Annotated in this window: 20 protein-coding genes; 12 read left to right on the forward strand and 8 right to left on the reverse strand. The window is 72.2% G+C overall.

The features are described 5' to 3' along the window. Nucleotides 1-136: 136 nt before the first annotated feature. The gene (locus ACIGG8_RS21385) at nucleotides 137-2,593 is read right to left on the reverse strand and encodes a transglycosylase domain-containing protein (RefSeq protein WP_396549839.1); all 2,457 of its coding nucleotides are present in this window, start codon (nucleotides 2,591-2,593) and stop codon (nucleotides 137-139) included. Between the two features lie 517 nt (nucleotides 2,594-3,110). Between ACIGG8_RS21385 and ACIGG8_RS21390 the strand changes: the two genes are divergently transcribed. The 5 genes from ACIGG8_RS21390 (at nucleotide 3,111) to ACIGG8_RS21410 (ending at nucleotide 8,322) form a co-directional block, all read left to right on the forward strand. Beyond that, on the forward strand, nucleotides 3,111-3,812 hold the full coding sequence (locus ACIGG8_RS21390; protein WP_350525926.1) for a PadR family transcriptional regulator: 702 nt from the start codon (nucleotides 3,111-3,113) through the stop codon (nucleotides 3,810-3,812). Between the two features lie 129 nt (nucleotides 3,813-3,941). Then, complete coding sequence (locus ACIGG8_RS21395) at nucleotides 3,942-5,024, forward strand: inositol-3-phosphate synthase (protein WP_350627479.1); 1,083 nt, start codon at nucleotides 3,942-3,944, stop codon at nucleotides 5,022-5,024. Nucleotides 5,025-5,183: 159 nt separating this feature from the next. Next, on the forward strand, nucleotides 5,184-6,503 hold the full coding sequence (locus tag ACIGG8_RS21400) for an MFS transporter (RefSeq protein ID WP_396549841.1): 1,320 nt from the start codon (nucleotides 5,184-5,186) through the stop codon (nucleotides 6,501-6,503). A gap of 107 nt (nucleotides 6,504-6,610) precedes the next feature. After that, nucleotides 6,611-7,264, forward strand: a complete 654-nt coding sequence (locus ACIGG8_RS21405) for a hypothetical protein (RefSeq protein ID WP_396549843.1) — start codon at nucleotides 6,611-6,613, stop codon at nucleotides 7,262-7,264. A gap of 56 nt (nucleotides 7,265-7,320) precedes the next feature. After that, nucleotides 7,321-8,322 carry a hypothetical protein gene (locus tag ACIGG8_RS21410; protein ID WP_396549845.1) on the forward strand — a complete coding sequence of 334 codons (1,002 nt, stop codon included), beginning with the start codon at nucleotides 7,321-7,323 and terminating at the stop codon, nucleotides 8,320-8,322. Between the two features lie 114 nt (nucleotides 8,323-8,436). Here the strand turns inward: ACIGG8_RS21410 and ACIGG8_RS21415 are convergent, their stop codons facing one another. Beyond that, nucleotides 8,437-9,861 carry a CCA tRNA nucleotidyltransferase gene (locus ACIGG8_RS21415; RefSeq protein WP_350525953.1) on the reverse strand — a complete coding sequence of 475 codons (1,425 nt, stop codon included), beginning with the start codon at nucleotides 9,859-9,861 and terminating at the stop codon, nucleotides 8,437-8,439. Nucleotides 9,862-10,330: 469 nt separating this feature from the next. On the opposite strand from ACIGG8_RS21415, the gene ACIGG8_RS21420 reads away from it, so the two are divergent. From ACIGG8_RS21420 to trxA, 7 genes are all read left to right on the forward strand, one after another. Further along, on the forward strand, nucleotides 10,331-12,802 hold the full coding sequence (locus ACIGG8_RS21420) for a DUF6049 family protein (protein ID WP_396549847.1): 2,472 nt from the start codon (nucleotides 10,331-10,333) through the stop codon (nucleotides 12,800-12,802). A gap of 58 nt (nucleotides 12,803-12,860) precedes the next feature. Beyond that, nucleotides 12,861-15,362 (forward strand): murein biosynthesis integral membrane protein MurJ, encoded by a 2,502-nt coding sequence (gene murJ / locus ACIGG8_RS21425; RefSeq protein ID WP_396549849.1) that lies wholly within the window; start codon nucleotides 12,861-12,863, stop codon nucleotides 15,360-15,362. A gap of 302 nt (nucleotides 15,363-15,664) precedes the next feature. Further along, complete coding sequence (locus ACIGG8_RS21430) at nucleotides 15,665-17,692, forward strand: serine/threonine protein kinase (protein ID WP_396549851.1); 2,028 nt, start codon at nucleotides 15,665-15,667, stop codon at nucleotides 17,690-17,692. A 54-nt stretch (nucleotides 17,693-17,746) separates the two neighbouring features. After that, nucleotides 17,747-18,484, forward strand: coding sequence for an RNA polymerase sigma factor SigM (gene sigM / locus ACIGG8_RS21435; RefSeq protein WP_396549853.1), 738 nt, complete (start codon nucleotides 17,747-17,749; stop codon nucleotides 18,482-18,484). Continuing rightward, on the forward strand, nucleotides 18,481-19,500 hold the full coding sequence (locus ACIGG8_RS21440) for a hypothetical protein (protein ID WP_396549855.1): 1,020 nt from the start codon (nucleotides 18,481-18,483) through the stop codon (nucleotides 19,498-19,500). The genes sigM and ACIGG8_RS21440 overlap by 4 nt, the downstream gene beginning before the upstream one ends. A gap of 173 nt (nucleotides 19,501-19,673) precedes the next feature. Beyond that, entirely contained in the window at nucleotides 19,674-20,639 is a 966-nt protein-coding gene (trxB, locus tag ACIGG8_RS21445; protein WP_350525916.1) for a thioredoxin-disulfide reductase, read from the forward strand. A 108-nt stretch (nucleotides 20,640-20,747) separates the two neighbouring features. Continuing rightward, nucleotides 20,748-21,074: a thioredoxin gene (trxA, locus tag ACIGG8_RS21450; protein ID WP_350525915.1), complete on the forward strand. Its 327-nt coding sequence runs from the start codon at nucleotides 20,748-20,750 to the stop codon at nucleotides 21,072-21,074. A 107-nt stretch (nucleotides 21,075-21,181) separates the two neighbouring features. Here the strand turns inward: trxA and ACIGG8_RS21455 are convergent, their stop codons facing one another. From ACIGG8_RS21455 to yidC, 6 genes are all read right to left on the reverse strand, one after another. Continuing rightward, nucleotides 21,182-21,799, reverse strand: a complete 618-nt coding sequence (locus tag ACIGG8_RS21455; RefSeq protein ID WP_350526580.1) for a GNAT family N-acetyltransferase — start codon at nucleotides 21,797-21,799, stop codon at nucleotides 21,182-21,184. A 132-nt stretch (nucleotides 21,800-21,931) separates the two neighbouring features. Further along, nucleotides 21,932-23,005 (reverse strand): ParB/RepB/Spo0J family partition protein, encoded by a 1,074-nt coding sequence (locus ACIGG8_RS21460; protein ID WP_396549857.1) that lies wholly within the window; start codon nucleotides 23,003-23,005, stop codon nucleotides 21,932-21,934. Next, nucleotides 23,002-23,946, reverse strand: coding sequence for a ParA family protein (locus tag ACIGG8_RS21465; protein ID WP_350526582.1), 945 nt, complete (start codon nucleotides 23,944-23,946; stop codon nucleotides 23,002-23,004). Before ACIGG8_RS21465 ends, ACIGG8_RS21460 begins: the two co-directional genes overlap by 4 nt. A gap of 271 nt (nucleotides 23,947-24,217) precedes the next feature. Beyond that, nucleotides 24,218-25,036: a 16S rRNA (guanine(527)-N(7))-methyltransferase RsmG gene (gene rsmG / locus ACIGG8_RS21470; RefSeq protein WP_396549858.1), complete on the reverse strand. Its 819-nt coding sequence runs from the start codon at nucleotides 25,034-25,036 to the stop codon at nucleotides 24,218-24,220. Between the two features lie 178 nt (nucleotides 25,037-25,214). Continuing rightward, on the reverse strand, nucleotides 25,215-25,745 hold the full coding sequence (locus ACIGG8_RS21475; protein ID WP_396549860.1) for a protein jag: 531 nt from the start codon (nucleotides 25,743-25,745) through the stop codon (nucleotides 25,215-25,217). Between the two features lie 82 nt (nucleotides 25,746-25,827). Further along, nucleotides 25,828-26,985 carry a membrane protein insertase YidC gene (gene yidC, locus ACIGG8_RS21480; RefSeq protein WP_396549862.1) on the reverse strand — a complete coding sequence of 386 codons (1,158 nt, stop codon included), beginning with the start codon at nucleotides 26,983-26,985 and terminating at the stop codon, nucleotides 25,828-25,830. Nucleotide 26,986: the final 1 nt, after the last annotated feature.

The following is a 26,986-nucleotide window of genomic DNA, read 5'->3' on the forward strand; positions in this document are numbered from 1 at the left end:
CGGCCGGGACGAGGAGGACCCCGCAACGGTCTGCGGAGGTCCGCGGGCCGGCGGGTCCGCGAACCGTGACGAAAACGGCGGTGGCGGCCCTCCGAGGAGGACCGCCACCGCCGTTCCGGATGCTCGCCGTGGGCTGCTAGCCCCCCACTCCCGGCGGGCCGCCGGTGGCGGTCGACGTCGGCTTGCCGCCACCGGTCGGCTTGCCGCCGCCGCCCGGCGTCGTGGTGTCCGTGGGCGCCGGCGTCGTCGGGCAGCCGATCACCGGGAGACACGTGTTGGTCGGGCGCGGGGGCTTGGTCTTCGTCGGGCTCGGCTGGTCGCCGGGGCAGTCCACGCCCGGCACGCAGGTCGGGGTGGGCTGCGGCGGCTGCGGCTGGGCCGGCTGCGTCGGCTGCTGCGTCTGCGCCGTGGCCGACGGGGTGTCCGCCGTGGTCGGCGTCGACACGGCCGTGGCCGTGGACGGCGCTCCGGAGGAGTCGACCTCGGAGCCGATCGGCTGCGGGTTCGGGAAGTCCAGCTTCTTCTCGTTGGCCAGCGCGACCTTCATGTACCGGGTGAAGACGTCCGTCGGGATGTCACCACCGTGGATCGACGCCTTGCCGCCGGTGCCGTTGAGCGACTGCCGCTGGTGCTGGGCCGGGTCCTCGCGCCACATCGCGACGCTGGTCACCAGCTGCGGGGTGTAGCCGACCCACCAGGCCGACTTGTTCTCGTCGGTGGTACCGGTCTTGCCCGCCACCGGGCGGCCCAGCGCGAGGGTCTTGGTGCCGGTGCCCTTCGCCGCCACGTTCACCAGCACGTCGGTGACGTTGTCGGCGACCGCGGGCTCCAGCGCGACCTTGGCCTCCTTCTTGGCGAAGCCCGTGCGCGCCACGCCGTCCCACTCGACCTTGGTGACCGAGTACGGCTCGGCTTCCTTGCCGCTGGCCGCCAGGGTGCCGTAGGCGGTGGCCATCCGGATCGGGCTGATGGTGGAGGTGCCGAGCGGGAAGGTCGCGGTCTTCGGGTCGGCGAGGCTGTCCTTCCGGATGCCCATCTGCACCGCGATGTCGGCCACGTTCTGGCCGCCGACGTCCTGGTTGAGCTGGACGAAGGGCACGTTGTACGAGTACTGCATGGCCTGCCGCAGCGAGACGTAGCCGTGCTTGCTGGAGTCCTCGTTCTTCTGGTGGTACGTCTTGCCGTCGTCCCCGATCACCAGCGAGCCGTCCGGCTTGCGGATCTCGGACATGTCGTCGGCCAGGTAGCGGCTGTCGGCGTTGATCCGCTTCGGCTTGCCGTCGTCGCCCTTCGCGGTCTGCACGCCGACCTGCATGGCGGTGGCCAGCACGAACGGCTTGAAGGTCGAGCCGACCTGGACGCCGGTGGCGTCGGCGTTGTTGTCGAAGTGCCCGTTCTCCACGCCGTCGCCGCCGTAGAGGGCGACGATCGCACCGTCGCCGGGGCGGATGCTGGCGGAGCCGAACTGGATGTTGGTGTCGTTGTCCGGGCGCTTCTGCGGGTCGAGGTTCTCGGCCTTGACGTCGTCGACGGCCTTCTTCAGGGCGTCGACCTTGTCCTTCTCGAAGGTCGTGTAGATCTTCAGGCCGCCCTTGTCCAGCACCTGCTGCGTGATGTTCTTGTCGGTGTTCATCACGTACTTGTTGGCGGTGTCGACCAGGTAGCTGATCTCACCGTTCAGGTTGGAGCTGGGCTTCAGCGGGATCGGGTCCGGGAACGTGGTGCACTTGGCCCGCTCCTCGGGAGTGAGGGCCTTGGTCTTCACCATGTTGTCGAGGATCCAGGACCACCGCCCCTGGGCCCGTTCCTTGTTGGCCGGGTTGGTGGGGTCGTAGTACGCCGCGCCCTTCAGCAGACCGGCCAGCATGGCGCTCTGGCAGGCGTTGAGGTCCTTGGCGTTCACCCCGTAGTACGCCTGGGCGGCGGCCTGGGCGCCGTTCGCGCCGCGGCCGAACCAGCTGGTGTTCAGGTAGCCGGTGAGGACCTCGTCCTTGCTCTGCTTCTGGTCGACCTTCAGCGTGATGAAGAACTCCTTCACCTTGCGGCTGAGGGTCTGCTCCTGACTCAGGTAGGCGTTCTTGACGTACTGCTGGGTGATGGTCGAGGCGCCCTGGGTCTCACCCCCCTTCGCCATGTTGTAGACGGCGCGGAGCATGCCCTTGGGGTCGATGCCGTGGTCGTTGCGGAAGTCCTGGTTCTCCGCGGCGATGACGGCGTTCTGCAGGTTGGGGCTGATGTCCTGGAGCGGGACGATCTGACGGTTGGTCTGGCCCTTGCGGGCCATCTCCGTGTTGTCCGCCCAGTAGTAGATCGTGTTCTGGCCCTGCACCAGCTTGTTCATGTCGGGGATCTGGGTGGTCTGGTACAGGTAGAACACCACGCCCACGAAGCACGCGAAGACCAGCAGGAAGCCGCTCAGCAGCTGCTTCCACGACGGCAGCCAGCGCCGGACGCCGGTCTTGCCGAACCGCGGGTAGTCGATGAAGCGCTTCTTGCCGGACGCCGCGGCCGCGGCGGAACCCGCGGCGGCGCCCTGCTTGCCGCTCCCCTTGCCCTTCTTCTGCCCCGCCTTGCGCATCTCCGCACGGGTCATCCGGGGTTGCTGAGCCGTCTCCCGGACGCCCGACGGACGCCGGCGGCCGATCCCGTCCGAGGTCAACTCGTCGGGCGTCGGCCCTCCCCGACGGCCGCCGCCTCCCGGGGGCTGCTGCCCGTCACCGCCCGGGTCGGGCGTCCTTCGCCGTCGTTCGCTCATCTTCCAGCCACTCCTCGCCAGGCGTCTCCAGCCTGAAGGCAGGGTTCACGTCCGATGCCCGCAAAACCGCCCTGACTCCCGGAGGTGGTCCTCGTGCACACGCGACAGCGTACGCAGCACGGAATTACAACTAATCGGGCATCAGTCGCCAATAACCGCAAAACGGCGACAGATCATTACACGCCCGTTGCCAAGCTCACCTGCGCGTCGGCTTGTGATCACATTCACGCGTGCCCCCCTTGCCCGTTCCGGGGGTCGGGTTTACTGTTCTCGATATATCGAGCCGATACATCGAAGCGGAATACCGCCGGATGCAGCGGCCGGACGAGGGCCGAGAGGGAGGAGGACCACGGCAGTGGGCAGGCGCTCAGGAGTGCTGGAGTTCGCCGTTCTCGGCCTGCTCCACGACGCTCCGATGCACGGCTACGAGCTGCGCAAGCGGCTCAACATCCTGCTCGGCACGTTCCGGGCACTCTCCTACGGAACGCTCTACCCCTGTCTGAAGAGCCTGGTCGCCCAGGGTTTCCTGGTCGAGGACAACCCGGACGTCGAGTACGTCCCGGCCACCGCCCTCAACGGCAAGCGCTCCAAGATCGTCTACCGGCTCTCCGCCGAGGGGAAGCAGCGCTTCGAGGAGCTGCTCGCCGACTCCGGCCCGGACGCCTGGGAGGACGAGCACTTCGGCGTCCACTTCGCGTTCTTCGGCCAGACCGACCGGGCCGTCCGGATGCGCGTCCTGGAGGGGCGCCGCAGCCGGCTGGAGGAGCGCCTGGAGCGGATGCGCAACTCGCTCGCCCGTGCCCGCGAGCGGTTCGACGACTACACCGTCGAACTCCAGCGGCACGGACTGGAGTCGGTGGAGCGCGAGGTCCGCTGGCTCAACGAGCTGATCGAGACCGAGCGGTCCAACCGCACCGGCCGGACCGGTCCCGCCACCGGCGGCGACCCCTCCGCCGTACCCCACAAGACTTCGGACGGCCGTGGCCAGGAGACCGGGTCCTCGGACCCGTCCGGGCCACCGTACGACCGCCCGGGGCGCTCCGCCCAGGAGCGCTGACACCGCGCCAGCCCTGTGCCGCGCGGCAGGAGTGGGCGCCTCGCGCGCCCTTACAAGCAGTCATCGAAGAAGCAGGACGAGTTCCGCCGGTCCCGGCGGTCCTCATGAGATCACAGGGAGCAACCGGAAATGGGTTCGGTTCGCGTAGCCATCGTCGGCGTGGGCAACTGCGCCGCCTCGCTGGTGCAGGGTGTCGAGTACTACAAGGACGCCGACCCGGCCGGCAAGGTCCCCGGGCTGATGCACGTCCAGTTCGGTGACTACCACGTCCGTGACGTGGAGTTCGTCGCCGCCTTCGACGTCGACGCCAAGAAGGTCGGCTTCGACCTGGCCGACGCCATCGGCAACAGCGAGAACAACACCATCAAGATCTGCGACGTGCCGCCGACCGGCGTCACCGTCCAGCGCGGCCACACCCTCGACGGCCTGGGCAAGTACTACCTGGAGACCATCGAGGAGTCCGACGAGGCCCCGGTCGACGTCGTCCAGGTCCTCAAGGACCAGCAGGTCGATGTCCTGGTCTGCTACCTGCCGGTCGGCTCCGAGAAGGCCGCCAAGTTCTACGCCCAGTGCGCCATCGACGCCAAGGTCGCCTTCGTGAACGCCCTGCCGGTGTTCATCGCGGGCACCAAGGAGTGGGCGGACAAGTTCACCGAGGCCGGCGTGCCGATCGTCGGTGACGACATCAAGTCCCAGGTCGGCGCCACCATCACGCACCGCGTGATGGCCAAGCTGTTCGAGGACCGCGGTGTCATCCTTGAGCGCACCATGCAGCTGAACGTCGGCGGCAACATGGACTTCAAGAACATGCTGGAGCGCGAGCGCCTGGAGTCCAAGAAGATCTCCAAGACCCAGGCCGTCACCTCGCAGATCCGCGACCGCGAGCTGGGCGCCAAGAACGTCCACATCGGTCCCTCGGACTACGTGGCCTGGCTGGACGACCGCAAGTGGGCCTACGTCCGCCTGGAGGGTCGTGCGTTCGGCGACGTCCCGCTGAACCTGGAGTACAAGCTGGAGGTCTGGGACTCCCCGAACTCCGCCGGCGTCATCATCGACGCGGTGCGCGCCGCGAAGATCGCCAAGGACCGCGGCATCGGTGGCCCGATCCTGTCGGCCTCCTCGTACTTCATGAAGTCCCCGCCGGTCCAGTACTTCGACGACGAGGCCAAGGAGAACGTCGAGAAGTTCATCCGCGGCGAGGTCGAGCGCTGAGCGCAGCGAGGTTCGCGACTGTCGAGCGCTGAGCGCTGAGCAGCTGACCGCTCGATAGCTCCTCGGAAGGGCCCACGATCACCGGATCGTGGGCCCTTCACCTCTTCCCGGCCAATGTTTCACGTGAAACAGCCACCGGTTCCATGGCACCCTGGGCGGGTGGCGATCACCGAGAACGGCAGCACCCACCAGCCCGCGCACCGCGCCACGCTCCTGGACCTGCTCCGGGGCCGCGACTTCCGGCGGCTGCTGACCGCCCGGGTGCTCTCCCAGCTCTCGGACGGCGTCTTCCAGGTCTCGCTCGCCGCCTACGTAGTCTTCTCCCCCGAGAAGCAGTCCTCCCCCGCCGACATCGCCACGGTGCTCGCCGGGATGCTGCTGCCGTTCTCGGTGGTCGGCCCGTTCGCCGGGGTGCTGCTGGACCGCTGGCGCCGCCGCCAGGTGCTGTACTTCGGCAACCTGGCCCGCTTCGGGCTGGGCCTGGGCACCGGCGCACTGCTCCTGGCCGGGGCGCCGAACTGGCTGTTCATCGCCTCGGCCCTGCTGGTCACCGCGCTCAACCGGTTCATCCTGGCCGGCCTCTCCGCCGCCCTGCCCCGGGTGGTGGAGCAGAAGCAGCTGGTCACCGCCAACGCGCTCTCCCCCACCCTCGGGTCGGTCGCCGCCGCCTCGGGAGGGGTCATCGGCTTCCTGATGCACCAGGTGATGACCCCCGGCCCGAAGGCGGACGCCGCACTGGTGACGGTCGCCTCGCTGCTCTACCTGTCGGCCGCGATGGCCGCCCGCCGGATGGACCGCGACCTGCTCGGACCGGAGCAGCACGCCGACCGCCCGGCGCTCGGCCAGGCGCTGGTCCGGGCCGCCGTCGAACTCGGCGCCGCGGTGCGCCACCTGGTGCGGGACTGCCGGCCCGCCGTGCACGCGCTGGCCGCCGTCACCGCGGCCCGGTTCTGCTACGGCGTGCTGATCGTGGTCGTGGTGATACTCGCCCGGTACACCTTCAACGACCCGGCCGACCCCGCGGCCGGCCTGGTCACCCTCGGCCAGGCGGTCGCCCTCTCCGCCGCCGGCTTCTTCGTCGCCGCCGTGATCAGTCCCTGGTGCACCCGGAAGCTCGGCCTGACCGGCTGGATGACGGCCTGCCTGGTCGCCCCGGTGGTCTTCGTCCCCGCGCTCGGCCTGAGCTTCACGCTGGTGCCGTGCCTGATCGCCGCCCTGCTGCTCGGGGTGGTCACCCAGGGCACCAAGATCTGCGCCGACACCGTGGTGCAGGAGACGGTCGAGGACGAGTACCGCGGCCGGGTCTTCGCCATCTACGACGTGCTGTTCAACGTCGCCTTCGTGGCCGCCGCCGTGGTCACCGCGCTGGTGCTGCCGATGTCCGGCCGCTCCGTCACGGTGGTCGTCGGGGTCGCCGCGGTGTACGCCGTCACGGCGGTCGTCTACCTGCGCGCCGCCCGCCGCCGGCCACTCGCCTGACCCGCTCCCACCGGATCCCCCGGGGCTCGGGACGGATGGCGTCCGACCGAGTCGCTAAGGTGTCAGACCTGTCGGAGCGACAGCACTCTGTCTCGGGGGACGAACTGATGAGCACACCGCCCAACCCGTACGGGCCGCCGCAGCCGGCCCCGCCGGGGCCGCCCGGCGCGCCGCCGTACGGTGCGCCCGTCCCCCCGCCCGCAGCTCCGTACGGTCCGCCGCCCGGCTACGGGCAGCCCGCCCCGGGCGGCTACGGAGCACCGCCGCCGTACGGGCAGCAGCCGTACGGCCAGCAGCCTCCGGGGCAGAACCCGTACGGGCAGGCTCCGTACGGGCAGCAGCCGCCCGCCGGGGCGTACGGCTACCCGCAGCCCGCGCCCGCAGCGCCGAACGCCCCCGCGAAGAAGCTCGGCACCAAGTCCAAGCTGAAGGCCGTGGGCCTGGTCGGCGGCTGCATAGCCCTGGCGGTCGGGTACTTCGTCGCCGGGCCGAGCGTCAGCAGCGCCAAGCCCGGCGACTGTGTGCGGGTGAGCGGCTCCCGTGATGTCGACATCGTCAAGTGCACTGATTCCAAAGCGAATTACCGCGTACTGTCGAAGTTCGAAGGCACCACCGACGTGAACCGGTGCAAGCAGACGCCGCAGACCACGAGCGCCGTCTCGGGCAAGAGCGGCCGCCGCTGGAACAAGAAGCGGTACGTGCTCTGCCTCGGCCCGATGACACCCGCCTCCACCGGCGTCCCGCCGGTGAAGAAGTCCTGAACCCTTCCGCCACTCCGTCCCCGGGGGACCACTTGTCCGTTCCGCCTCCGCCCCAGATGCCGTACGGTCCGCCGCCGGGCGACGGCAACCCCTACTCCTCCGGCGGTGGCTACGGTGCGCCGCCGCCCGGCCAGCCCGGGTACGGCTACCCGAGCGCCCCGCCGCCGGAGCAGCCGTACGGCTACCAGCAGCCCCCGGCCGGCTACGGCTACGGGTACCCGCCCCAGGGCCCGGTGGACGGCCTGACCTGCCGGTTCTGCGGCGGCTACCCGGCGGTGAACGCCACCGTCCGCGGCCACCAGGGCCTGCTCGTGGCCTACCGCATGCTGCGGATGTCCGGCCCGTTCTGCCGCACCTGCGGCACGGCCACCGTGCGCGACATGTCCGCCCGGACGCTGGTCCAGGGCTGGTGGAGCCTGGTGTCGTGGCTGCTGACCCCGATCACGCTGCTGATGAACCTCGGCCCGCACAACCGGTTCAAGCAGCTGCAGCCGCCCGTCCCGGGCAGCCACGGCCCGCAGCTCGACCCGGGCGTCCCGCTGACCCGCCGCCCGCACATCGCGATGCTGGTGGTGCCGGTCTCGCTGGCGGTCACCGTCGCCCTGGCCGCCACCGGCGTGCTCGGCCCGGCGAAGCACGACGACCCGTCCGACCCGATCATCGCGGCTCCCTCGCCGTCGGCCTCGTCCTTCACCTTCACGCCCTCGCCGCCGCCGGCCTTCCCGTCGCCGACCTTCACGATGCCGGCGGTGCCGAGCATCACGCTGCCGCCGGTCACCACCCCGACCCCCGACACGGACAGCGTCGACCAGGCCAAGGCGGGCGACTGCCTGCACAACGAGAACGGCCCGGCCGGCGAGACCACCGACACCCACCCGAAGGTCTCGGTCCTGCCCTGCACCGACGCCAAGGCGCAGTACAAGGTGATCTTCAAGTACCTCGCCACGTCCGACGAGAAGGTCTGCGAGAAGCAGTCGAAGTCGGACAGCTGGTACACCCGCACCTACACCAACTTCCCGTCCCTGAACTACGTGCTCTGCCTCAAGAAGCTCTCGTAGCTCTCGTGGCCCGGGCTGCCCCGGCAGCTCGGACAGCCCGCCGCACGACGCGAGGGGTGGCCCCGGCCGGTGCCGGGACCACCCCTCGCGTCGTGCCGGAAGCCCCGGCCGGCGTCAGCCCTGCTGCTCCGCCCACCAGGCGCGCAGCGCCGCGACCGCCTCGTCGTGCTCCATCGGACCGTGCTCCAGCCGGAGTTCGAGCATGTGCTTGTACGCCTTGCCGACCTGCGGGCCGGGCTTGATGGCGAGCAGCTCCATGATCTGGTTGCCGTCCAGGGCCGGGCGGACGGCGTCCAGCTCCTCCTGCGCCTTCAGCTCGGAGATCCGCGTCTCCAGACCGTCGTAGGTGCGGGCGAGGGTGGCCGCCTTCTTCTTGTTGCGGGTGGTGCAGTCGGAGCGGGTCAGCTTGTGCAGGCGCTCCAGCAGCGGCCCGGCGTCGGTGACGTAGCGGCGCACCGCGGAGTCGGTCCACTCGCCGCCGCCGTAGCCGTGGAAGCGCAGGTGCAGCTCGACCAGGCGCGACACGTCCTCGGTGAGCTCCTTGGAGTACTTCAGCTCGCGCATCCGCTTGCGGGTCATCTTGGCGCCGACCACCTCGTGGTGGTGGAAGGAGACCCGGCCGTCCGACTCGAAGCGGCGGGTGCGCGGCTTGCCGATGTCGTGCAGCAGCGCGGCCAGCCGCAGGGTGAGGTCCGGGCCGTCCTGCTCCAGGCCGATGGCCTGCTCCAGGACGGTCAGCGAGTGCTCGTAGACGTCCTTGTGCCGGTGGTGCTCGTCACGCTCCAGCCGCAGGGCGGGCAGCTCGGGCAGCACGTGCCCGGCCAGGCCGGTGTCGACCAGCAGGCGCAGGCCCTTCACCGGGTGCTTGGCCAGCAGCAGCTTGTTCAGCTCGGCCTGGACCCGCTCGGCCGAGACGATGGTGATCCGCTCGGCCATCTCGGTCATCGCGGCGACCACCTCGGGCGCCGGGTCGAAGTCGAGCTGGGCGGCGAAGCGGGCGGCCCGCATCATCCGCAGCGGGTCGTCGGAGAAGGACTCCTCGGGGGTGGCGGGGGTGCGCAGCACCCGGGCCTCCAGGTCCTCCAGGCCGTGGTGCGGGTCGACGAAGCCGCGCCCGGGCAGGTCGACGGCCATCGCGTTGACCGTGAAGTCCCGGCGGACCAGGTCCTCCTCGATGCTCTCGCCGTACGTCACCTCGGGCTTGCGGGAGGTGCGGTCGTACGCCTCGGAGCGGTAGGTGGTGATCTCGATCAGGAACGAGCCCTCGGCGGTGTCCTTGCGGGCGCCGACCGTGCCGAAGGCGATGCCGACGTCCCAGACCGCGTCCGCCCAGCCCTTCACCAGCTTGAGCACCTGCTGCGGGCGGGCATCGGTGGTGAAGTCCAGGTCGTTGCCGAGCCGGCCGAGCAGCGCGTCCCGGACGGAGCCGCCGACGAGCGCCAGCCGGTGACCGGCCGCCTGGAAGCGGCGGGCGATCTCGTCGGCGACCGGCGACACCCGCAGCAGCTCTTGCAGACCCAGGGTCTGGGCCTCGCTCAGACCTGGTACGGCCCGGACGGCGGTGCTGGGACGGTCGGTGCGCGTGGTGGGCTCATTGGCAGTGGACACGGCTCACAAGGGTACGTGCCCCGGAAGGTCAACCGCCCGCGCGTTTTGGGCGTCTCACCCCACAGCCCGCAACACTGCACCGCAGGCTGCATCGTTACCATGCCGGTGGACGAGTCTCGGGCACCGGACAGGGGATGCGGTGTCGCGTGCCGCCACGGCCTGCGGAACTCCCGCGGAAGCGGTGCGGCGACGGCGTCGGGCGAACAGTTCAAGCGTTTCAAGAATTTCAAGAGTTCCAAGCGAACACCGTCGGGCGGACCGCGCCGGACGGGACGGACAGCATCAGCAGCGATCGAGAACGGCGAGGGCGAAGCGAGTGAGTGAGCCGGCACGGCACTCGGGCCTGGGGGCGCACCGACAGCCTGGAGGGGCCGAACGCCCCGCCGGGGGACGTCATCCGGTGCGCCGGGCGGGCCTGCGCCTCGCCGCCGCCTGCGCGGCCGCCCTGACCCTCTTCACGGCCGCCCCGGCCGGTGCGCTGACAGCCGGCGGAGGCACCCACCCGGCGGGCGGAGACACCCACCCGACCGCCGGCTCCACCGCCTCGGCCGAGTACCCGGTGGTCCTGAGCATCGAGTCGCTGGCCCCGCAGGTGGCCGTGCCCAACGGCACCGTGACGATCACCGGTCACGTGACCAACGCCGGCAAGTCCGCGCTCAAGAACGCCCACGCGGCCGTCCGCAAGCCGTACTCCGGCAGGCCGCTGGACCGGCGCAGCGACCTGGCCAACGTGGCCGGCCGCACCACGCCGATCGAGCGGGACGGCGTCGAGCTGGACAGCCCGCAGTACGCCCTGCCGGAGCTCAATCCGGGCCAGACGCTGCCGTACACCCTGAGCGTCGCGGTGAACGACCTCGGGCTGTCGTCGAGTGGTGTGTACGAGCTCGCGGTGGACGCCTGGGGCTCGACCGCCGACAACGGGCACGACCGGGCCCTGGGCATCGCCCGGAGCTTCCTGCCGTACAACCCGGGCGGCGCCGAGGCGCAGCCGACGAAGGTCGCCACGCTGTGGCCGCTGGTGCACGCGCCGGTGCTGGCCGCGCAGACCGTCGCCGACAACGAGCAGTCCGTCCCGGTGCTGCGCGACGACAGCCTGGCCGCCGAGTTCGCCCCGGGCGGCCGGCTGTACGAGCTGGTCGACACCGGCGCCAAGCTGCCCGGGCTGACCTGGGTGGTCGACCCGGACCTGCTGGACGCCGCGCTGGCGATGACCAAGCCGTACCGGGTGCAGAACCCGGGCACCGAGTCCGCGGGCAAGCCGGCCAGGGACGACAACACCGTCGCGCGCAACGGCTCGGCGGCGGCCGCCGCCTGGCTGGACAAGCTGCGGGCCGCCGTCGCCAAGCCGGACAGCCAGGTGGTGGCGCTGCCGTACGCCGACCCGGACATCGCCTCGATCGCCCACAACGGCGCCGACCTGCCCGGGATGCCCACGGCGCTGAACAAGGCGGCCACGGCCGGTCGGCTGACCGTCGAGGGCCGGCTCTCCGTGGACACCCGCTCCGACATCGCCTGGCCCTACCAGGGCTACGTCGACCAGCAGATCGCCTCGCTCGCTCAGCAGGCGGGCAGCGGCCTGCTGCTGGCGAACGGGGCGAGCATGCCGGAGCCGGACGCGCTGAACTACACCCCGAGCGCGGCGCGCCCGGTCGGCAACGGGCAGAGCGCCGTGGTCGCCGACGAGACGGTCTCCGGGCTCTTCCAGAAGGACCTGGGCGCCGGCACGGACCAGACCGAGTCGACCCAGCGCTTCCTCGCCGAGACCTTCGCGATCACCCACGAGCAGCCGCAGAACCAGCGCGGTCTGCTGATCATGCCGCCGCGCGAGCTGAGCGTCGCCACCGCCAAGGTCCTGGCGAACGCCCTGCAGCAGGCGACCGGCAAGTGGATCGCCCCGGTCAAGCTGGACGCGGTGGCCCAGTCCTCGCCCGACGAGAAGGCCAACACCGGCGTCCCGGCGGCCACCGACTACCCGACCCAGGCCCGCGCCTCGGAGCTGACGGCGACCGACCTGGACAGCACCAACCGCATCCAGTACGACCTGGACACGCTGATGCGGGTGCTCACCCTGCCGCAGCGGGTCCGCGGCCCGTTCAACGCCGCCATGGTCCGCTCGCTGTCCACCGAGTGGCGCTCCCAGGCCCCGGCCGGCGGCGCCTACCGCACGGGCGTCACGCAGTACCTGAAGGAACTGACCAAGGCCGTCCAGGTGCCGGAGAAGACCTCGGTCACCCTGGCCGGCGACACCGGCCTGCTGCAGGTCAGCGTCCGCAACGACCTGACCCAGACGGTCACCAACCTGAAGCTGGTCCTCACCTCGCTCCAGCCGAACAGGCTGCAGGTGAGCAAGGCGGAGGACCTGGTCCTCCCGGCCTCGCAGAGCGCCACCCTCCGTTACCAGGCCGAGGCCCACAACAACGGGCCGGTCCAGATGACCGCCCAGCTGTGGACCACCGGCCCCAACCCGCGACCGTACGGCGAGGCCCGGACGTTCACGGTCGAGGTGACTTCGGTGACCAACGGGGTGCTGTACGTCTTCGCGGGCGCCGGCCTCCTGCTGCTGCTGGCCGCGGTGCGCTTCGTGCGCCAGCGCAAGCGGCGGGGCGGTCAGCCGCACCAGGACGGCGACCAGCCGGTCGGGGACGGCCCGGCCGCGGACGGCGCCGAGGCCGGGGAGCCGACGGCGGACGGGGCGAGCGGGAACGCCGGGTCCGACGGGAACACCGGGGCCACCGGGGACACCGGCTCCGACGGGTCCGACGGGGACGGGCCGGCGGACGATGCCGCTGGTGAGGGTCCCGCGCAGACACTGCGCGCCAGCAGCCCGGATGGCCGGGATCGGGCCGCCAGTGATGAGAAGGTTGGTCCTTGATACCGCCGACCCCCCGTGACGCCGGGCCGGCCTCCCCCCACGACATCGAAGAGGTGACATGACCGGGCGCAGCGAGGAGCGGCCGCCGGGCCGCGGTGAGAGCCGGCCGGGTGCCGAGTCGCCGTCCGGCGACTGGTACGTGGCCGACACCTACGCCCAGGACCCGTACGCGGCCGACGCCTACGGGACCGCGCAGGACGGCCAGGACCCGTACGGTCTGCGGGCCGGCCGGCCGGCCGAGCCGCAGCAGCAGGCCGCCGCGTACGACGTGCCGCCGCAGCTGCCGCCGCAGGGCGGCGGCTACCCCACGCCGGTGCCGCCGACGCCGTACCAGGCGGCGGACCAGTTCTCGCCGCCGGTGCCGCCGGTGCAGCCCGGCTGGGACACCCCGCCGCAGGCCGGCTGGCAGCCGGAGGCGACTCCGGCCCCGGCCCCGGCTTCGGCCGTCCCCCACTGGGGCGGCGGCGAGCAGCCGCAGCAGCAGTGGGAGCCCGGCCCGGCGCACTCCGCCTGGGACACCGAGACCACCGAGTACGTCGGGGTGGACGCGCTCTTCGGCGGCCGCCAGGCGGAGGCCGCGGCCCCGCCGGTGCCGCAGGCCCCGCACCCCCCGCAGGCCGCCCACCCGGGCATGCCCGGAGCCGTGCCGCCCGGCGGCACGGGCGCGCCGGGCGGCCCCGCGCCGTACCCGCCGGCGGGCGGCCACCCGGGCCGTCGGCAGCAGCACGGCGGTCCGGACGGGCAGCGCCCCTTCGTACCGCCGATCGAGTTCGACCCGCCGCTCTCCGAGGAGGAGGCCACCATGCAGGTGGCCGCCGTCGCGGTGCCCCCGGCGGTCGAGCCGCTGGCGGACCTCGCCGCCGAGGAGCACGTCGCACAGCCGGAGCCCGCGGCGGCCCCGGCGGCCGGCGGGGGCGGCAAGGTCGCGAGCCTGCTGAACTCCAGCGCGATCATGGCGGCCGGCACGCTGGTCTCCCGCGGCACCGGCTTCGTCCGGACCATGGTGATCACCCTGGCCATCGGCGTCAGCGTGATGGGTGACTCGTACAACGCGGCGAACACCCTGCCCACCCTGCTGTACATCCTGATCGGCGGCGGCGCGCTGAACGCGGTCTTCGTGCCGCAGCTGGTGCGCAGCATGAAGAACGACGAGGACGGCGGCACCGCGTACGCCAGCCGGCTGCTCACCCTGGTGATGGTCGGGCTCGGCGGCGTGGTGTTCCTGGCGGTCCTCGGGGCGCCCGTCCTGGTCCAGATGATCGCCCACCCGATGATGTCCAACCCGGAGCGGGCCGACACCACGGTGGCGCTGGCCCGCTACTGCCTGCCCACGATCTTCTTCATGGGCATCCACGTGGTGATGGGCCAGATCCTCAACGCCCGCGGCCGGTTCGGCGCGATGATGTGGACCCCGGTCCTGAACAACATCGTGGTGATCTTCACCTTCGCCGCCTACATCTGGGTCTACGGCGGGTTCGGCACCACCCACGTCACCCCGGAGGCCATCTCGCCCGAGGGCGTGCGGCTGCTCGGCCTCGGCACCCTGATCGGCCTGGTCGTCCAGTCGCTGGCGATGATCCCGTACCTGCGGGCGGCCGAGTTCCGCTTCCGGCCCCGCTTCGACTGGCGCGGCCACGGCCTGGGCAAGGCCGCCCGGCTGGCCAAGTGGACGTTCTTCTTCGTGCTCGCCAACCAGGCCGGCTACCTGGTGATCACCCAGCTGTCCACCAACGCCGGCGACGCCGCCGCAGCGGCCGGCCACTCCGGCGTCGGCCTGGCCGCGTTCTCCAACGCCCTGCTGATCTGGCAGCTGCCGCAGGCCGTGATCACCGTCTCGATCATGAGCGCGGTGCTCCCCCGGCTGTCCCGGGCGGCCGCCGACGAGGACGCCGGAGCCGTCCGCGACGACATCTCCTACGGTCTGCGCACCACCGCGGTGGCGGTCGTCCCGGCCGCGTTCCTGTTCCTGTCGCTCGGCCCGGTGATCGGCCGTTCGATCTACGCGGTCGGCGGCAACGAGTCCGTCCTGAACGACGCCACCAACGTCGGTCTGATGCTCTCCGCCTTCGCCCTGGGCCTGATCCCGTACTCGGCCCAGTACGTGATGCTGCGCGGCTTCTACGCCTACGAGGACACCCGGACGCCATTCTCCAACACCGTCTGGGTCGCCGTCTGCCAGGCGACCTTCTCGGTGCTGTGCTGGCTGCTGCTCCCGCCGCAGTGGACGGTGATCGGCATGGCCTTCGGTTACGGCTTCGCCTACGCCATCGGGGTGATGGTGGCCGTGCCGAAGCTGAAGAAGAAGATCGGCGGGCTGGACACCAAGCGGATCGGCAAGACGTACAGCCGGCTGGCCGCCGCCTGCGTCCCGGCCGCCCTGGTCGGCCTCGGCGCCAGCCTGGCGGTCCAGCAGGTGCTCGGCGGCTGGCCGGGCAGCGTGGCCTCGCTCGTCGTGGCCGGCGGCCTGCAGCTGGCGGTCTTCGTGCTGATCGCCAAGCGCCTGCGGATCGAGGAACTGAACGCCATGCTGGGCATGGTCCGCGGCCGACTGGGCCGCTGACCGACCCTTCGACGGCCGGACGAGCGGGCGCCCTGAGCGGGCGTCAACCGGAGCGGACAGCTCCGCCGCTCGTCCGGCCGACTGCTGGGCCGCCAGTCGCCCCGGGCCCGCCCGGCGGCCTGATGGTGACCCGGTGTCCTATCTGCACCACATCTCTCCACCGGTGGGCAACCGAGACGCCCCCTCAGCGGTCGTACCCGGTGGAGAAGAGTGGGCACAATTGTCCTGGAGCACAGGGCCGCCAACCCGCGGGCTCCAGCGACTCTCTCAGCCGGGGCGACACAAGGGGAGGCAGGACCACGGTGGCTGATGGCACCAAGGCGGTCGTCGACACGTCAACAGCTGACGCGGCGGCGGACGAAGCCGCGCTGGCCGCGGCGATCGACGAGCTCGCCGTCGCGAAGGACACCGCCGGGCGCGCCTCCGCCGTCGACGGCGAGGTCGCCCCCACCGCTGCCGCCGCTCCCGGGAAGAACCGCGCGGACGTCGACGGGAAGGACACCGACGGGAGCACCGACGGGAGCACCGACGGGGACGCTCCCGGGGGCGCCGCCGTGCGAGGACCGGAGACCTCCGTGAGCGAGGAGACCTCGGAGATCACCGCCCCGCTCTCGGTCCAGGAGATCGCCGCCGAACTCGCCGCGGGCGCCGCCCGGAAGAAGCCGGCCCCCGCCGCCGCGCCGGCGCCCGCCAAACGCCGCCCCACCGACCCGCAGCCCACGGTCGACCCGCGCGACACCGCCACCCTCCCGCGCACCCTCCCCGCCCCCCAGCACCGCAGCGGCGACATGATCGGCCACCGCTACCTGCTGGAGGAGTGCATCTCCGAGACCGACACCTTCAGCAGCTGGCGCGCCGTCGACGAGAAGCTGCGCCGGGCCGTCGGCATCCACCTGATGGCCTCCGGCCACCAGCGGGCCCGCAAGGTGCTGGCCGCGGCCAAGTCCGCCGCCCTGCTCGGCGACCCGCGCTTCGTCCAGGTCCTGGACGCCGTCCAGGAGGGCGAGCTGGTCGTCGTCGTGCGGGAGTGGCTGCCGCACTCCTCCGACCTGGCCCGGCTGCTCGCCAACGGGCCGATGGAGCCGCACGAGGCGTACCAGATGGTCCGCCAGGTCGCCGACGCGGTCGCGGCCGCCCACCGGCGCGGCCAGGCCCACCTGCGGCTCACCCCGCGCTGCGTGCTGCGCACCGACAGCGGCCAGTACCGGATCAACGGCATCGCGGTGGACGCCGCCCTGCGCGGGCTGCCTCCGGAGGACTCCACCGAGGACGCCCAGCGCACCGACACCCGCGCGATCGGCGCGCTCCTGTTCGCCGCGCTCACCCACCGCTGGCCGTACCCGGAGGACCGCTACGACCTCCGGGGCCTGCCCAAGGGCCTCCAGAACGTCGCGCCCGACCAGGTCCGCGCCGGGGTCCACAAGGGCCTGTCCGAGCTGGCCGCACGGGCCCTGTTCGACCACCCGCCGCACCACGCCGAGCCGATCACCACCCCGGAGGAGCTGGTCCGGGCGATCGCGCAGATGCCCCGGATCCGCCAGCCCGAGCCGGAGCTGCCCGCCTACCCCGTGCCGCCCCGGCACAACACCCACTCCCTGCCGACGGCGCCCAACCCGACCCGGGTCGCCGACCCGGCGGTCGCCCCGCTGCCCGCCTCCTCCCGGCCGACCGCCTCCCGCCGGATGAAGCGGCGGCTGCGCCGGGTGGCCAAGGCCACCGCCTGGACGGTCGCCCTCGGCGCGATCGGCGTCGCCTCGTGGCAGTTCGTCGACCACCTGCGCCACACCAACAACGGCGGCGGCACCGCCGCGACCTCGTCCCCGCTGCCCTCGGTCAGCAGCACCGCGCCCAGTCCGCAGGCCAGCAACCACAACCCGGCGCCGATCGCCATCAAGGACGCGCAGTCGTACAACCCGCTGGGCGACGGGGCAGAGGGCAAGGACACCCTGGCCAACGCGATCGACGGCAAGCCCGAGACGCAGTGGATCACCCAGTGGTACGAGGACCAGTTCGCCCCGAACCTCTACAAGGCCGGCACCGGACTGCTGATCGACCTCGGCTCGCCGCAGTCCGTCAACTCCGTGAACGTCCAGTTCGTCGGGAACCACACGGCGGAGCTCCGGGTGCCCAACGCCGCGGCCACGGCGAACCCGAAGGGCGCCCCGCTCAGCGACTACTCGGTGGTGGGCAAGAAGAGCGGCCCCGCGGCCGACTTCTCCCTGGACAACCCGGTCACCACCCGCTACCTCTTGATCTGGCTGACCGGCCTGCCGAAGAATTCCGAGGGCAAGTTCCAGGGCCGCGTCGCCGAGGTCAAGGTCACCGGCTGACCCGACGGTCCCGCAGCGGGCCGTGGGGCGACACCCGCACGGCGAGACGAAGAGGTGGCGGTGGCGGACAGCGTGAACCGGACGGACGACGACGCGGCGTTGCTCGCCCGGCACGTCGCCGGTGACCGGGAGGCCTTCGGACTGCTGGTGAACCGCCACCGCGACCGGCTCTGGGCAGTCGCCCTGCGCACCCTGGGCGACCGCGAGGAGGCCGCCGACGCGCTCCAGGACGCCCTGGTCTCCGCCTTCCGCGCCGCCGCCGGGTTCCAGGGCCGCTCGGCCGTCACCACCTGGCTGCACCGGATCGTGGTCAACGCCTGCCTGGACCGCGCCCGGCGCAGCGCCACCCGCCGCACCACCCCGCTCGACGAGGACCCGCAGCGGCTCGACACCCTGGTCGGCACCGCCGAGCCGGCCGACTCCCCGGTGGTCCGGGCCGAGCTGCACCGCGAGGTGACCGCGGCGCTCGACGAACTGCCCCCCGAACAGCGGGCCGCGCTGGTGCTGGTCGACATGCAGGGCTACCCGGTCGCCGAGGCCGCCGAGCTGCTGGGCGTCCCGGTGGGCACCGTGAAGAGCCGCTGCGCACGCGGCCGGGCCCGGTTGCTCCCGCTGGTGCGGCACCTGCACGAGGGCGGCGGGCCGGATGTTTCACGTGAAACACCGGGCGCCCCGGGCTCGGCCCCACCGGGGCGGGGCACCCCGGGGAACCCGACGGGCCCCCGCACCGTCAGAGGGACAGGCCCGAGCACCGGTCGGACGATGCTGGAAGGAGACGCGAGCACACGATGACCGCCACCCCCTCCTCCCCCGACCACGCCGGGGGGCACCCCCCGGTCGACGAACTCGCCGACCTCGCCGAAGGGCTGATCGACTCCCCCGCGGCCGTCGAGGCACTGCACCGGCACCTCGCCGACTGCGCCGAGTGCCGGGAGACCGTCGACGCCCTCGCCGAGGTCCAGGAACTGCTCGGCACCGTCGAGACCCCGCCGATGCCCGCCGACGTCGCCGCCCGACTGGACGCCGCGCTGGCGCGCGCCGCCGCCGAGGCCGGCGACGAAGCCACCGACGTGCCCGGGGCGGCCGACGCCCCGGACGCCGCGCCCGGCGCCCGCCACGCGGCCGTGGCGGGCCCGCAGGAGCCCTCTCCCGGCCGCCGTCCCGGCACTCCGGCTCCGCCCGCCCGCGCGGCCTCGGGACGCTCCGCGCCGTCGTCCCGGCCCGCGGCCCCCACCGGGCCCGGCCGCCCGCGCCCCCGCCGGCGGTTCGCGCTGCTGCTCGGTGCCGCCGCCGCCCTGGCCGCCGTCGGCATCGGCGGGGCGGTGCTGCTCCACCCCGACGACCGGGCCGGCGGCACCGCGGTCAGTGCGGGGGCCCCGGCGGACACCACCGCCGCCGCGGCGCAGAACGGCCGCACCCCGCACGCGGCGAGCGCCGGCACCGTCTACCGGGCCGACGTGCTCGCCACCCAGATCCAGCAGCTGCTGGCCCGCTCGGGGAACGCCGCCACCGCACCGGGACCGCAGCCGACCGGGCAGGCCGAGCCCCAGAGCGTCCTGCCCGCCGAGGGCGCCCGGCCGGAGCTCTCCTCCCCCGCTCCGTCCTCCTCCGCCTCCCCCGCCCCGTCGCCGGGCTGCCCGGCCCCCGCCCCCGGCGCCCCGGTGGCCACCGACCGGGGCAGCTTCGACGGCGCCCCGGTGGACGTCCTGGTCTACCCCGTGCCCGGCCGGCCCGACCTCGTGGACGTCTACCTGCGCGCCCCCGACTGCGGCCGGATCGTCCTGCACCAGAGCGTTCCCAGTCGCTGACCAGCGGTTCCCATGCGATCCACGCCCAGTGCGGCACGCCGCTTCCGGAGTTCGGGCGCCTGGTACTGATCCGCCTGGGAATGCGAGACACTGGTCAGTCGTTGTCCCGGGCGGCGGAGCAGGACCGCCCTCCCCGCAGCAAACGCGGGTCGCGATGCGAACCAGGAGAAGCAGTGAGCGACGTCCGTAACGTGATCATCATCGGTTCCGGCCCGGCCGGGTACACGGCTGCGCTCTACACGGCCCGTGCCTCCCTCAAGCCGCTGGTCTTCGAGGGGGCCGTCACCGCCGGTGGCGCGCTGATGAACACCACCGAGGTCGAGAACTTCCCGGGCTTCCGGGACGGCATCATGGGCCCCGAACTGATGGACAACATGCGGGCCCAGGCCGAGCGCTTCGGCGCCGAGCTGATCCCCGACGACATCGTCGCGGTCGACCTCACCGGTGACGTCAAGACCGTCACCGACTCCGAGGGCAACGTGCACAAGGCCCGTGCCGTGATCGTCACCACCGGCTCCCAGCACCGCAAGCTCGGCCTGCCGAACGAGGACAAGCTCTCCGGGCGCGGCGTCTCCTGGTGCGCGACCTGCGACGGCTTCTTCTTCCGCGACCAGGACATCGCGGTGGTCGGCGGCGGTGACACCGCCCTGGAGGAGGCGACCTTCCTCTCTCGCTTCGCCAAGAGCGTCACGATCATCCACCGCCGGGACACCCTGCGCGCCTCCAAGGCGATGCAGGAACGCGCCTTCGCCGACCCGAAGATCCGCTTCGAGTGGGACAGCGCGGTCGAGGCCATCCACGGCGACCCGAAGCTGACCGGCGTCACCCTGCGCGACACCACCACCGGTGAGACCCGCGAGCTGGCCGTCACCGGCCTGTTCATCGCGATCGGCCACGACCCGCGCACCGAGCTGTTCAAGGGCCAGCTGGACCTCGACGCCGAGGGCTACCTCAAGGTCGAGGCCCCCTCGACCCGGACCAACATCCCGGGCGTGTTCGGCGCCGGCGACGTCGTGGACCACACCTACCGCCAGGCCATCACCGCCGCCGGCACCGGCTGCTCCTCGGCCCTCGACGCCGAGCGCTACCTCGCCGCGCTGGACGACCTGGAGGCCCAGGCCGCCACCGTGGCGGTCTGACCCGCCCCCCCCCCGTAACACCCCCGCACCCCGCCGGGCAGAAACAGAACGGGCCCGCCCGTTGTTCTCCTGGCAGCAGCCCCCTCCGTCCGAACCCGAGGAGTCCCCGTGGCCGGCGCCACCACCACCGTCACCGACGCGACCTTCCAGTCCGACGTCCTGGACAGCGACAAGCCCGTGCTGGTCGACTTCTGGGCCACCTGGTGCGGCCCGTGCCGCCAGGTCGCCCCGATCCTGGACGAGATCGCGGCCGAGCACGCCGACAAGCTGACCATCGCCAAGCTCGACGTGGACGCCAACCAGGCGACCGCCGCCCAGTACGGCGTCATCTCGATCCCGACCCTGATCCTCTACAAGGGCGGCGAGCCGGTGAAGTCCATCACCGGTGCCCGTCCGAAGGCCGCGCTGCTGCGCGAGCTGGACGGCTTCATCTAGGTCGTCGGATCGTCGACCGCGCGGCGGCGGGGCTCCCCATCCGGGAGCCCCGCCGCCGTTTTCCGTCCCGTTTCCGGCCCTCTTCCGGCCGTCGCCTCCCGCGCGGCTCAGAAGGGCCGCAGCGCCGGCTCCTTGCGCCCACCGCCGAGCAGCCGCTCCAGCGCCCCCTCCACGTCCCCCCGCCAGGAGAGCGTCGTCCGCGCCTCCAGCCGCAGCCGCGGGTAGCGGGCGTGCGGCCGGACGGTCTTGAAGCCGACCGCCAGCAGGTGATCGGCCGGCAGCACGCAGCTGGTCGGCGACCGTCCGGCCGAGCCGAAGGCCTCGATCGCCCGGACCCCCCGCCCGATCAGGTCCTTGGCCACCGTCTGCACCAGCACCCGGCCCAGCCCCTGGCGCTGGTAGCCCGGCAGCACCCGGCTGACCATCAGCTGAACGGCGTCCGGTGAGACCGGGCTGGTCGGGAAGGACTGCGAGCGGGGGACGTAGGCGGGCGGCGCGTAGAGCACGAACCCCGCGGGCCGGTCGTCCACGTAGACGATCCGACCGCAGGAACCCCACTCCAGCAGCACCGTGGAGATCCACCCCTCCTTCTCCGACTCCGTCTTCCCGGACTCCACCGCCGCCTTGGCGCTGACCGGGTCCAGCTCCCAGAACACACAGGAGCGGCAGCCGTCCGGCAGGTCCCCGAGGTTGTCCAGCGTCAGCGGAGCGATCCGGCGTCCCATGCCCGCACCTCCTCCTCCACTTCACGGTCGAGCATTCCCCCACGAACACCGATGGGTGCATGTTTCACGTGAAACAGCGCTCACGTGAAGCATGCACCCATCGGGTCGGTGCACCCGGGCCCGGAGCCCGGCTCAGCCCTGCGACAGCCGCAGACCGTCCTCACCGGGGGCCATGCTGTCCAGGATCCGGTTGAGGTCCTCGACCGAACCGAACTCCAGCACCACCTTGCCCTTGCCCAGCTTGCCGCCGCGCTGAGAGACCTCGACCTTCACCCGGGTGTCGAAGCGGTCCGACAGCCGGCTCGCCAGGTCGCTGAAGGCAGGGGAGAGCAGCTTGCCCGCCTTGGGCGTCTGGCGCCTGGGCTTGTCCGCCTCCTCCTCGGCGCGCATCAGGACGACGATCTCCTCCACGTTGCGCACGGTGAGGCCCTCGGCGATGATCCGCGCGGCCAGCCGCTCCTGCTGCTCGGGGTCCGGCACCGCGAGCAGCGCGCGGGCGTGCCCCGCCATCAGCGTTCCGGCCACCAGCCGGACCTGGACGGACGGCGCGAGCTTCATCAGCCGCAGGGTGTTGGAGACGTGGGCGCGCGAGCGGCCGATCCGGTCGGCCAGCTCCTCGTGGGTGCAGGAGAAGTCCCGCAGCAGCTGGTCGTAGGCGGCAGCCTCCTCCAGCGGGTTCAGCTCGGCCCGGTGCAGGTTCTCCAGCAGGGCGTCCAGCAGCAGCTTGTCGTCCTCGGTGGCCCGGACGATCGCCGGGATCCGGTCCAGCCCGGCCTCCCGGGAGGCCCGCCAGCGGCGCTCGCCCATGATCAGCTCGAAGCTGTCGGCCCCGGCCTGGCGCACCACGATCGGCTGGAGCAGACCGACCTCCTTGATGGAGGTGACCAGCTCGGCCAGCTTGTCGGGGTCGAAGACGTCACGCGGCTGGCGCGGGTTGGGGGTGATCGCGTCCAGCGGCAGCTCGGCGAAGTAGGCACCCGCCGGCTGCGCCTGCTCGGCCTGCTTCTCCGCGGCCGCCCGGGCCGCCACCGTGCCGCGGCCACCCGGCAGCGGCGGCACCGTGGCCGGCGTCGGCGCGCCGTTCGCCACCACCGAGGCCGGTGCGGGCGTGGCCGTCGCAGGCTTCGCCGCCACCCCGCCGTCCACCGGCGCGGCGGGGCGGATCAGCGCCTCCAGCCCTCGACCCAGACCCCTGCGACCACTCACTGATGACCCTCCGTCGTGCCGTGCTGTGCCACCGGGGCGTCGTGCCCCTGCTGGCCGTCCCGCTGCTGACCCACCAGCGAGCCGCCCTGGCCCACCGCACGCAGCGCGAGCTCGCGGGCGGCCTCCAGGTAGGAGAGCGCCCCGGTCGAACCCGGGTCGTAGGTGAGCACCGTCTGCCCGTAGCTGGGCGCCTCCGAGATGCGTACCGAGCGCGGGATCGCCGTGCTCAACACCTCTTGCTGGAAGTGGGTCCGGACCTCCTCGGCGACCTGGGCGGCCAGCCGGGTCCGGGCGTCGTACATGGTGAGCAGGATCGTCGACACGTGCAGCGCGGGGTTGAGGTGCGCGCGCACCAGCTCGACGTTCCGCAGCAGCTGGCCGAGGCCCTCCAGTGCGTAGTACTCGCACTGGATCGGGATCAGCACCTCCTGGCCGGCGACCAGGGCGTTGACCGTCAGCAGGCCCAGCGAGGGGGGACAGTCGATCAGGATGTAGTCCAACGGCTGCTCGTAAGCCGCGATGGCGCGCTGGAGCCGGCTCTCCCGGGCCACCAGGGAGACCAACTCGATCTCGGCGCCGGCCAGGTCGATGGTGGCGGGGACGCAGAACAGCCCCTCGACGTCGTGCACCGGCTGCACAACGTCGGCCAGGGGCTTGCCCTCCACCAGGACGTCGTAGATGGACGGCACCTCGGCGTGGTGGTCGATGCCCAGTGCCGTGGAGGCGTTGCCCTGCGGGTCGAGGTCGACGACCAGGACGCGCAGGCCGTGCATGGCCAGCGAGGCGGCCATGTTCACGGTGGTGGTGGTCTTGCCCACCCCACCCTTCTGGTTCGCGACCACGATCACCCGGGTCGCGGCGGGCCGGGGAAGCCCCTCACCCGCTCGGCCGATCGCCTGAACCGCAGCCTGGGCAGCCCGCGCGATGGGCGTGTCATCGATCTGGTCGATGGTCTCCGAGTCCTGCATGGAGGTCAGTGTTTCACGTGAAACCGGAGCGGCAACAGTCGCCGCCCGGTCACGGCGGAGGATGCCCGAGAGCAAGGAGCGACGTTTCACGTGAAACACCATGCCCGGTTTGCCGGAAATCTGACGTTGCGACACTCCGGTGCCCCGGAGTCGTCCCGCTGGTCACCCGGACGACGACGGGCGGACGCGCCTCCCGTCCAGGAGGCCCGTCCGCCCGTCTCCGTACGTCTTCCGCGCCACCCGCTCAGCGGGCGCGGCGCCGCCCGCCCCGGCCGCGCTCGCCGTTGCGGGCGCTCGCGGTGCGGCCCGCCCGGGCCGCCTTGGCCCGCCGGGTCGCGGCCTTCACACCGCCGGGGCTCTCCCCCGCCTTGACCTGGACCACCCGGGTGGAGGTCTCCAGGGTGCCGGCACCGACCTCGATCACGCTCCACTCGACCGCGCCCAGCTTGGCCAGCCCGGCGCGCGAGTCGGCCAGCTCCTGCTCGGCGCTGTCCCCCTTGAGCGCCAGCATCTGACCGTGCGGACGCAGCAACGGCAGGCCCCAGCCGGCCAGCCGCTCCATCGGCGCCACCGCCCGGGCGGTCACCACGTCCACCGCGAGCTTGCCGACCATCTCCTCGGCGCGGCCGCGCAGCACCGTGACGTTCTCCAGCCCCAGCTCCCGGACGACCTCCTCCAGGAAGGTGGTCCGGCGCAGCAGCGGCTCCAGCAGCGTCACCGAGACGTCCGGACGGGCCAGCGCCACCGGGATGCCGGGCAGGCCGGCGCCGGAGCCGACGTCGCACAGGCTGGTGCCAGCGGGCAGCAGCTCGGCCAGCACCGCGCAGTTGAGGACGTGGCGGTCCCAGAGCCGGGGCACCTCACGCGGACCGATCAGCCCGCGCTGGACACCGGCGGTCGCCAGCAGCTCGGTGTACCGGACGGCGGCGTCGTAACGGTCGCCGAAGACCTCCCGGGCGACGGCCGGGGCCTCCGGCGGCGCCACCACCTCGGCGGCCCGCCCCTCGGCGGCCGGATCCACGTCCGCCCCCGGCCGGCCGGCAGCCGCGTTCTCCGTGTCCATCTCGACCTCTCCGATCCCCGGATCCACCGACCCGCTCAACGCACTGTTTCACGTGAAACGTCTCCCGCCGGGCCGCTGCCCGCGGAAGGGACGACGACCCCGCCCGCACGAGGCGGACGGGGTCGCGTCCGGTGAAGCTCTCCGGCCGCCACCGCGGCCGGTCATCGATCCGCCGGCCTCAGGCCGGCAGCACGACCACGCACCGCTGGGGCTCTTCGCCCTCCGACTCGCTGCGCAGACCGGCCGCGGCGACCGCGTCGTGGACGACCTTGCGCTCGAACGGCGTCATCGGACGCAGCTTGACCTGCTCGCCGCTGCTCTTCGCCTGCTCGGCCGCCTGGGCACCGAGCGTGGCCAGCTCCGAACGCTTGCGGGCCCGGAAGCCGGCAATGTCCAGCATGAGGCGGCTGCGCTCGCCGGTCTCCCGGTGGACAGCCAACCGGGTCAGCTCCTGCAGCGCCTCCAACACCTCGCCGTCCTGGCCGACCAGGCGCTGCAGCGCGCGGTCGTTGCCGTCGCTGACGATGGAGACCAGGGCGCGGTCGCCCTCGACGTCCATGTCGATGTCACCGTCGAGGTCCGCGATGTCGAGCAGACCCTCCAGGTAGTCCGCCGCGATGTCCCCCTCCTGCTCCAGGCGGGTGATGAGGCTCTCGTCGGCGCTGGCGGCGGCCTCGGCCTCGATGGCGGAGGTGGTGCCTTCCGTCACTGATGGACTCCTTCGGAGATGGGCCCGTCTGGCGGGCCGGGAACGAAGCTCTTCGCGGCTGTCACAACAGGCCCGGGGCCGGTCAGGACTTCTTCTTCGGCCGCTGGCCGCCACCGCGCTTCGGCTGCTGCCGGGTGCCCTGCTTGGTACCGGTCGGCTTGGCCGCGGCCTGCTTGGCAGCCGTCGGCTTGGTCTCCGGCTCGGCCGGGACGGCGTCGGCGGGTTCCTCGGCCGGGATGTCCTTGCTCAGCTCGGCCGTCGCGTGACCGGCGCCACCGTGCTGGCGCTGCGACTTGCTCTGCCGACGGGGCTGCTGGCGGCGCGCCTGCACCGACTCCTCGACCACCGCGGACGCACTCGACGCGGCGCTGAGGGCCTCCTTGGACGGGGGCAGGATGCCCCAGAGCGCGCCCTTGATCTCCGTGCCGTCCGGACGCAGCCGGCCGGCCTTCTTCAGCCGCGCCTGGCGCTCCTGGAAGGCCTTGCTGCCCGGGGTCGGGTTGTTGTGGATGACGATCAGCTGCTGGCCCATCGACCACACGTTGGTGGTCAGCCAGTAGACCAGGACACCGACGGGGAAGTTGATGCCCATCACGGCGAACATCACCGGGAAGACGTACATCAGCATCTTCTGCTGCTGCATGAACGGCGTCTTGACCGTGAGGTCGACGTTCTTGGTCATCAGCTGGCGCTGGGTGACGAACTGCGACAGCGACATCAGGATGATCATCACCGCGGTGACGATCTTGACGCTGGTCTCGCTGCTGCCGAGGAAGGTCGCGGAGAGCGGGGCGCCGAAGATGTGCGCCTTGCCGGCGCTCACCAGCAGGTCACCGTGGATGACGCCGATGTCCTGGCCCTTGGCCACCTTGGCCAGCACGCCGTAGAGCGCGGTGAAGAACGGCGCCTGCACGATGATGGGAAGGCAGCTGGAGAACGGGTTGGTACCCGCCTCCTTGTACAGCTTCATCATCTCTTCGGACTGGCGCTGGCGGTCGTTCTTGTAGCGCTCCTGGATGGCCTTCATCTTCGGCTGGATCGCCTGCATGGCCCGGGTCGCCTTGATCTGCTTCACGAAGAGCGGGATCAGGCAGATCCGGATGACGACCACCATCGAGGCGATGGACAGACCCCAGGCCCAGCCACCGTCCGGGTCGAAGATGTGGCTGTACAGCGAGTGGAACTGGACGATGATCCAGGACACTGCTGTGTAGAGGGGACTCAGAAAACCGAAGGTCACC

Source organism: Kitasatospora sp. NPDC085464 (genome assembly GCF_044541955.1).
Lineage (GTDB): Bacteria > Actinomycetota > Actinomycetes > Streptomycetales > Streptomycetaceae > Kitasatospora.

What these genes read in the sequence shown, in the direction of transcription:
- ACIGG8_RS21410 (WP_396549845.1), top strand. Translation starts at nt 7,321, where the DNA reads ATGCCGTACGGTCCGCCGCCGGGCGACGGCAACCCCTACTCCTCCGGC.
- ACIGG8_RS21395 (WP_350627479.1), top strand. Translation starts at nt 3,942, where the DNA reads ATGGGTTCGGTTCGCGTAGCCATCGTCGGCGTGGGCAACTGCGCCGCC.
- ACIGG8_RS21405 (WP_396549843.1), top strand. Translation starts at nt 6,611, where the DNA reads ATGAGCACACCGCCCAACCCGTACGGGCCGCCGCAGCCGGCCCCGCCG.
- ACIGG8_RS21385 (WP_396549839.1), bottom strand. Translation starts at nt 2,593, where the DNA reads ATGACCCGTGCGGAGATGCGCAAGGCGGGGCAGAAGAAGGGCAAGGGG.
- murJ (WP_396549849.1), top strand. Translation starts at nt 12,861, where the DNA reads ATGACCGGGCGCAGCGAGGAGCGGCCGCCGGGCCGCGGTGAGAGCCGG.
- rsmG (WP_396549858.1), bottom strand. Translation starts at nt 25,036, where the DNA reads ATGGACACGGAGAACGCGGCTGCCGGCCGGCCGGGGGCGGACGTGGAT.
- ACIGG8_RS21455 (WP_350526580.1), bottom strand. Translation starts at nt 21,799, where the DNA reads ATGGGACGCCGGATCGCTCCGCTGACGCTGGACAACCTCGGGGACCTG.
- ACIGG8_RS21440 (WP_396549855.1), top strand. Translation starts at nt 18,481, where the DNA reads ATGACCGCCACCCCCTCCTCCCCCGACCACGCCGGGGGGCACCCCCCG.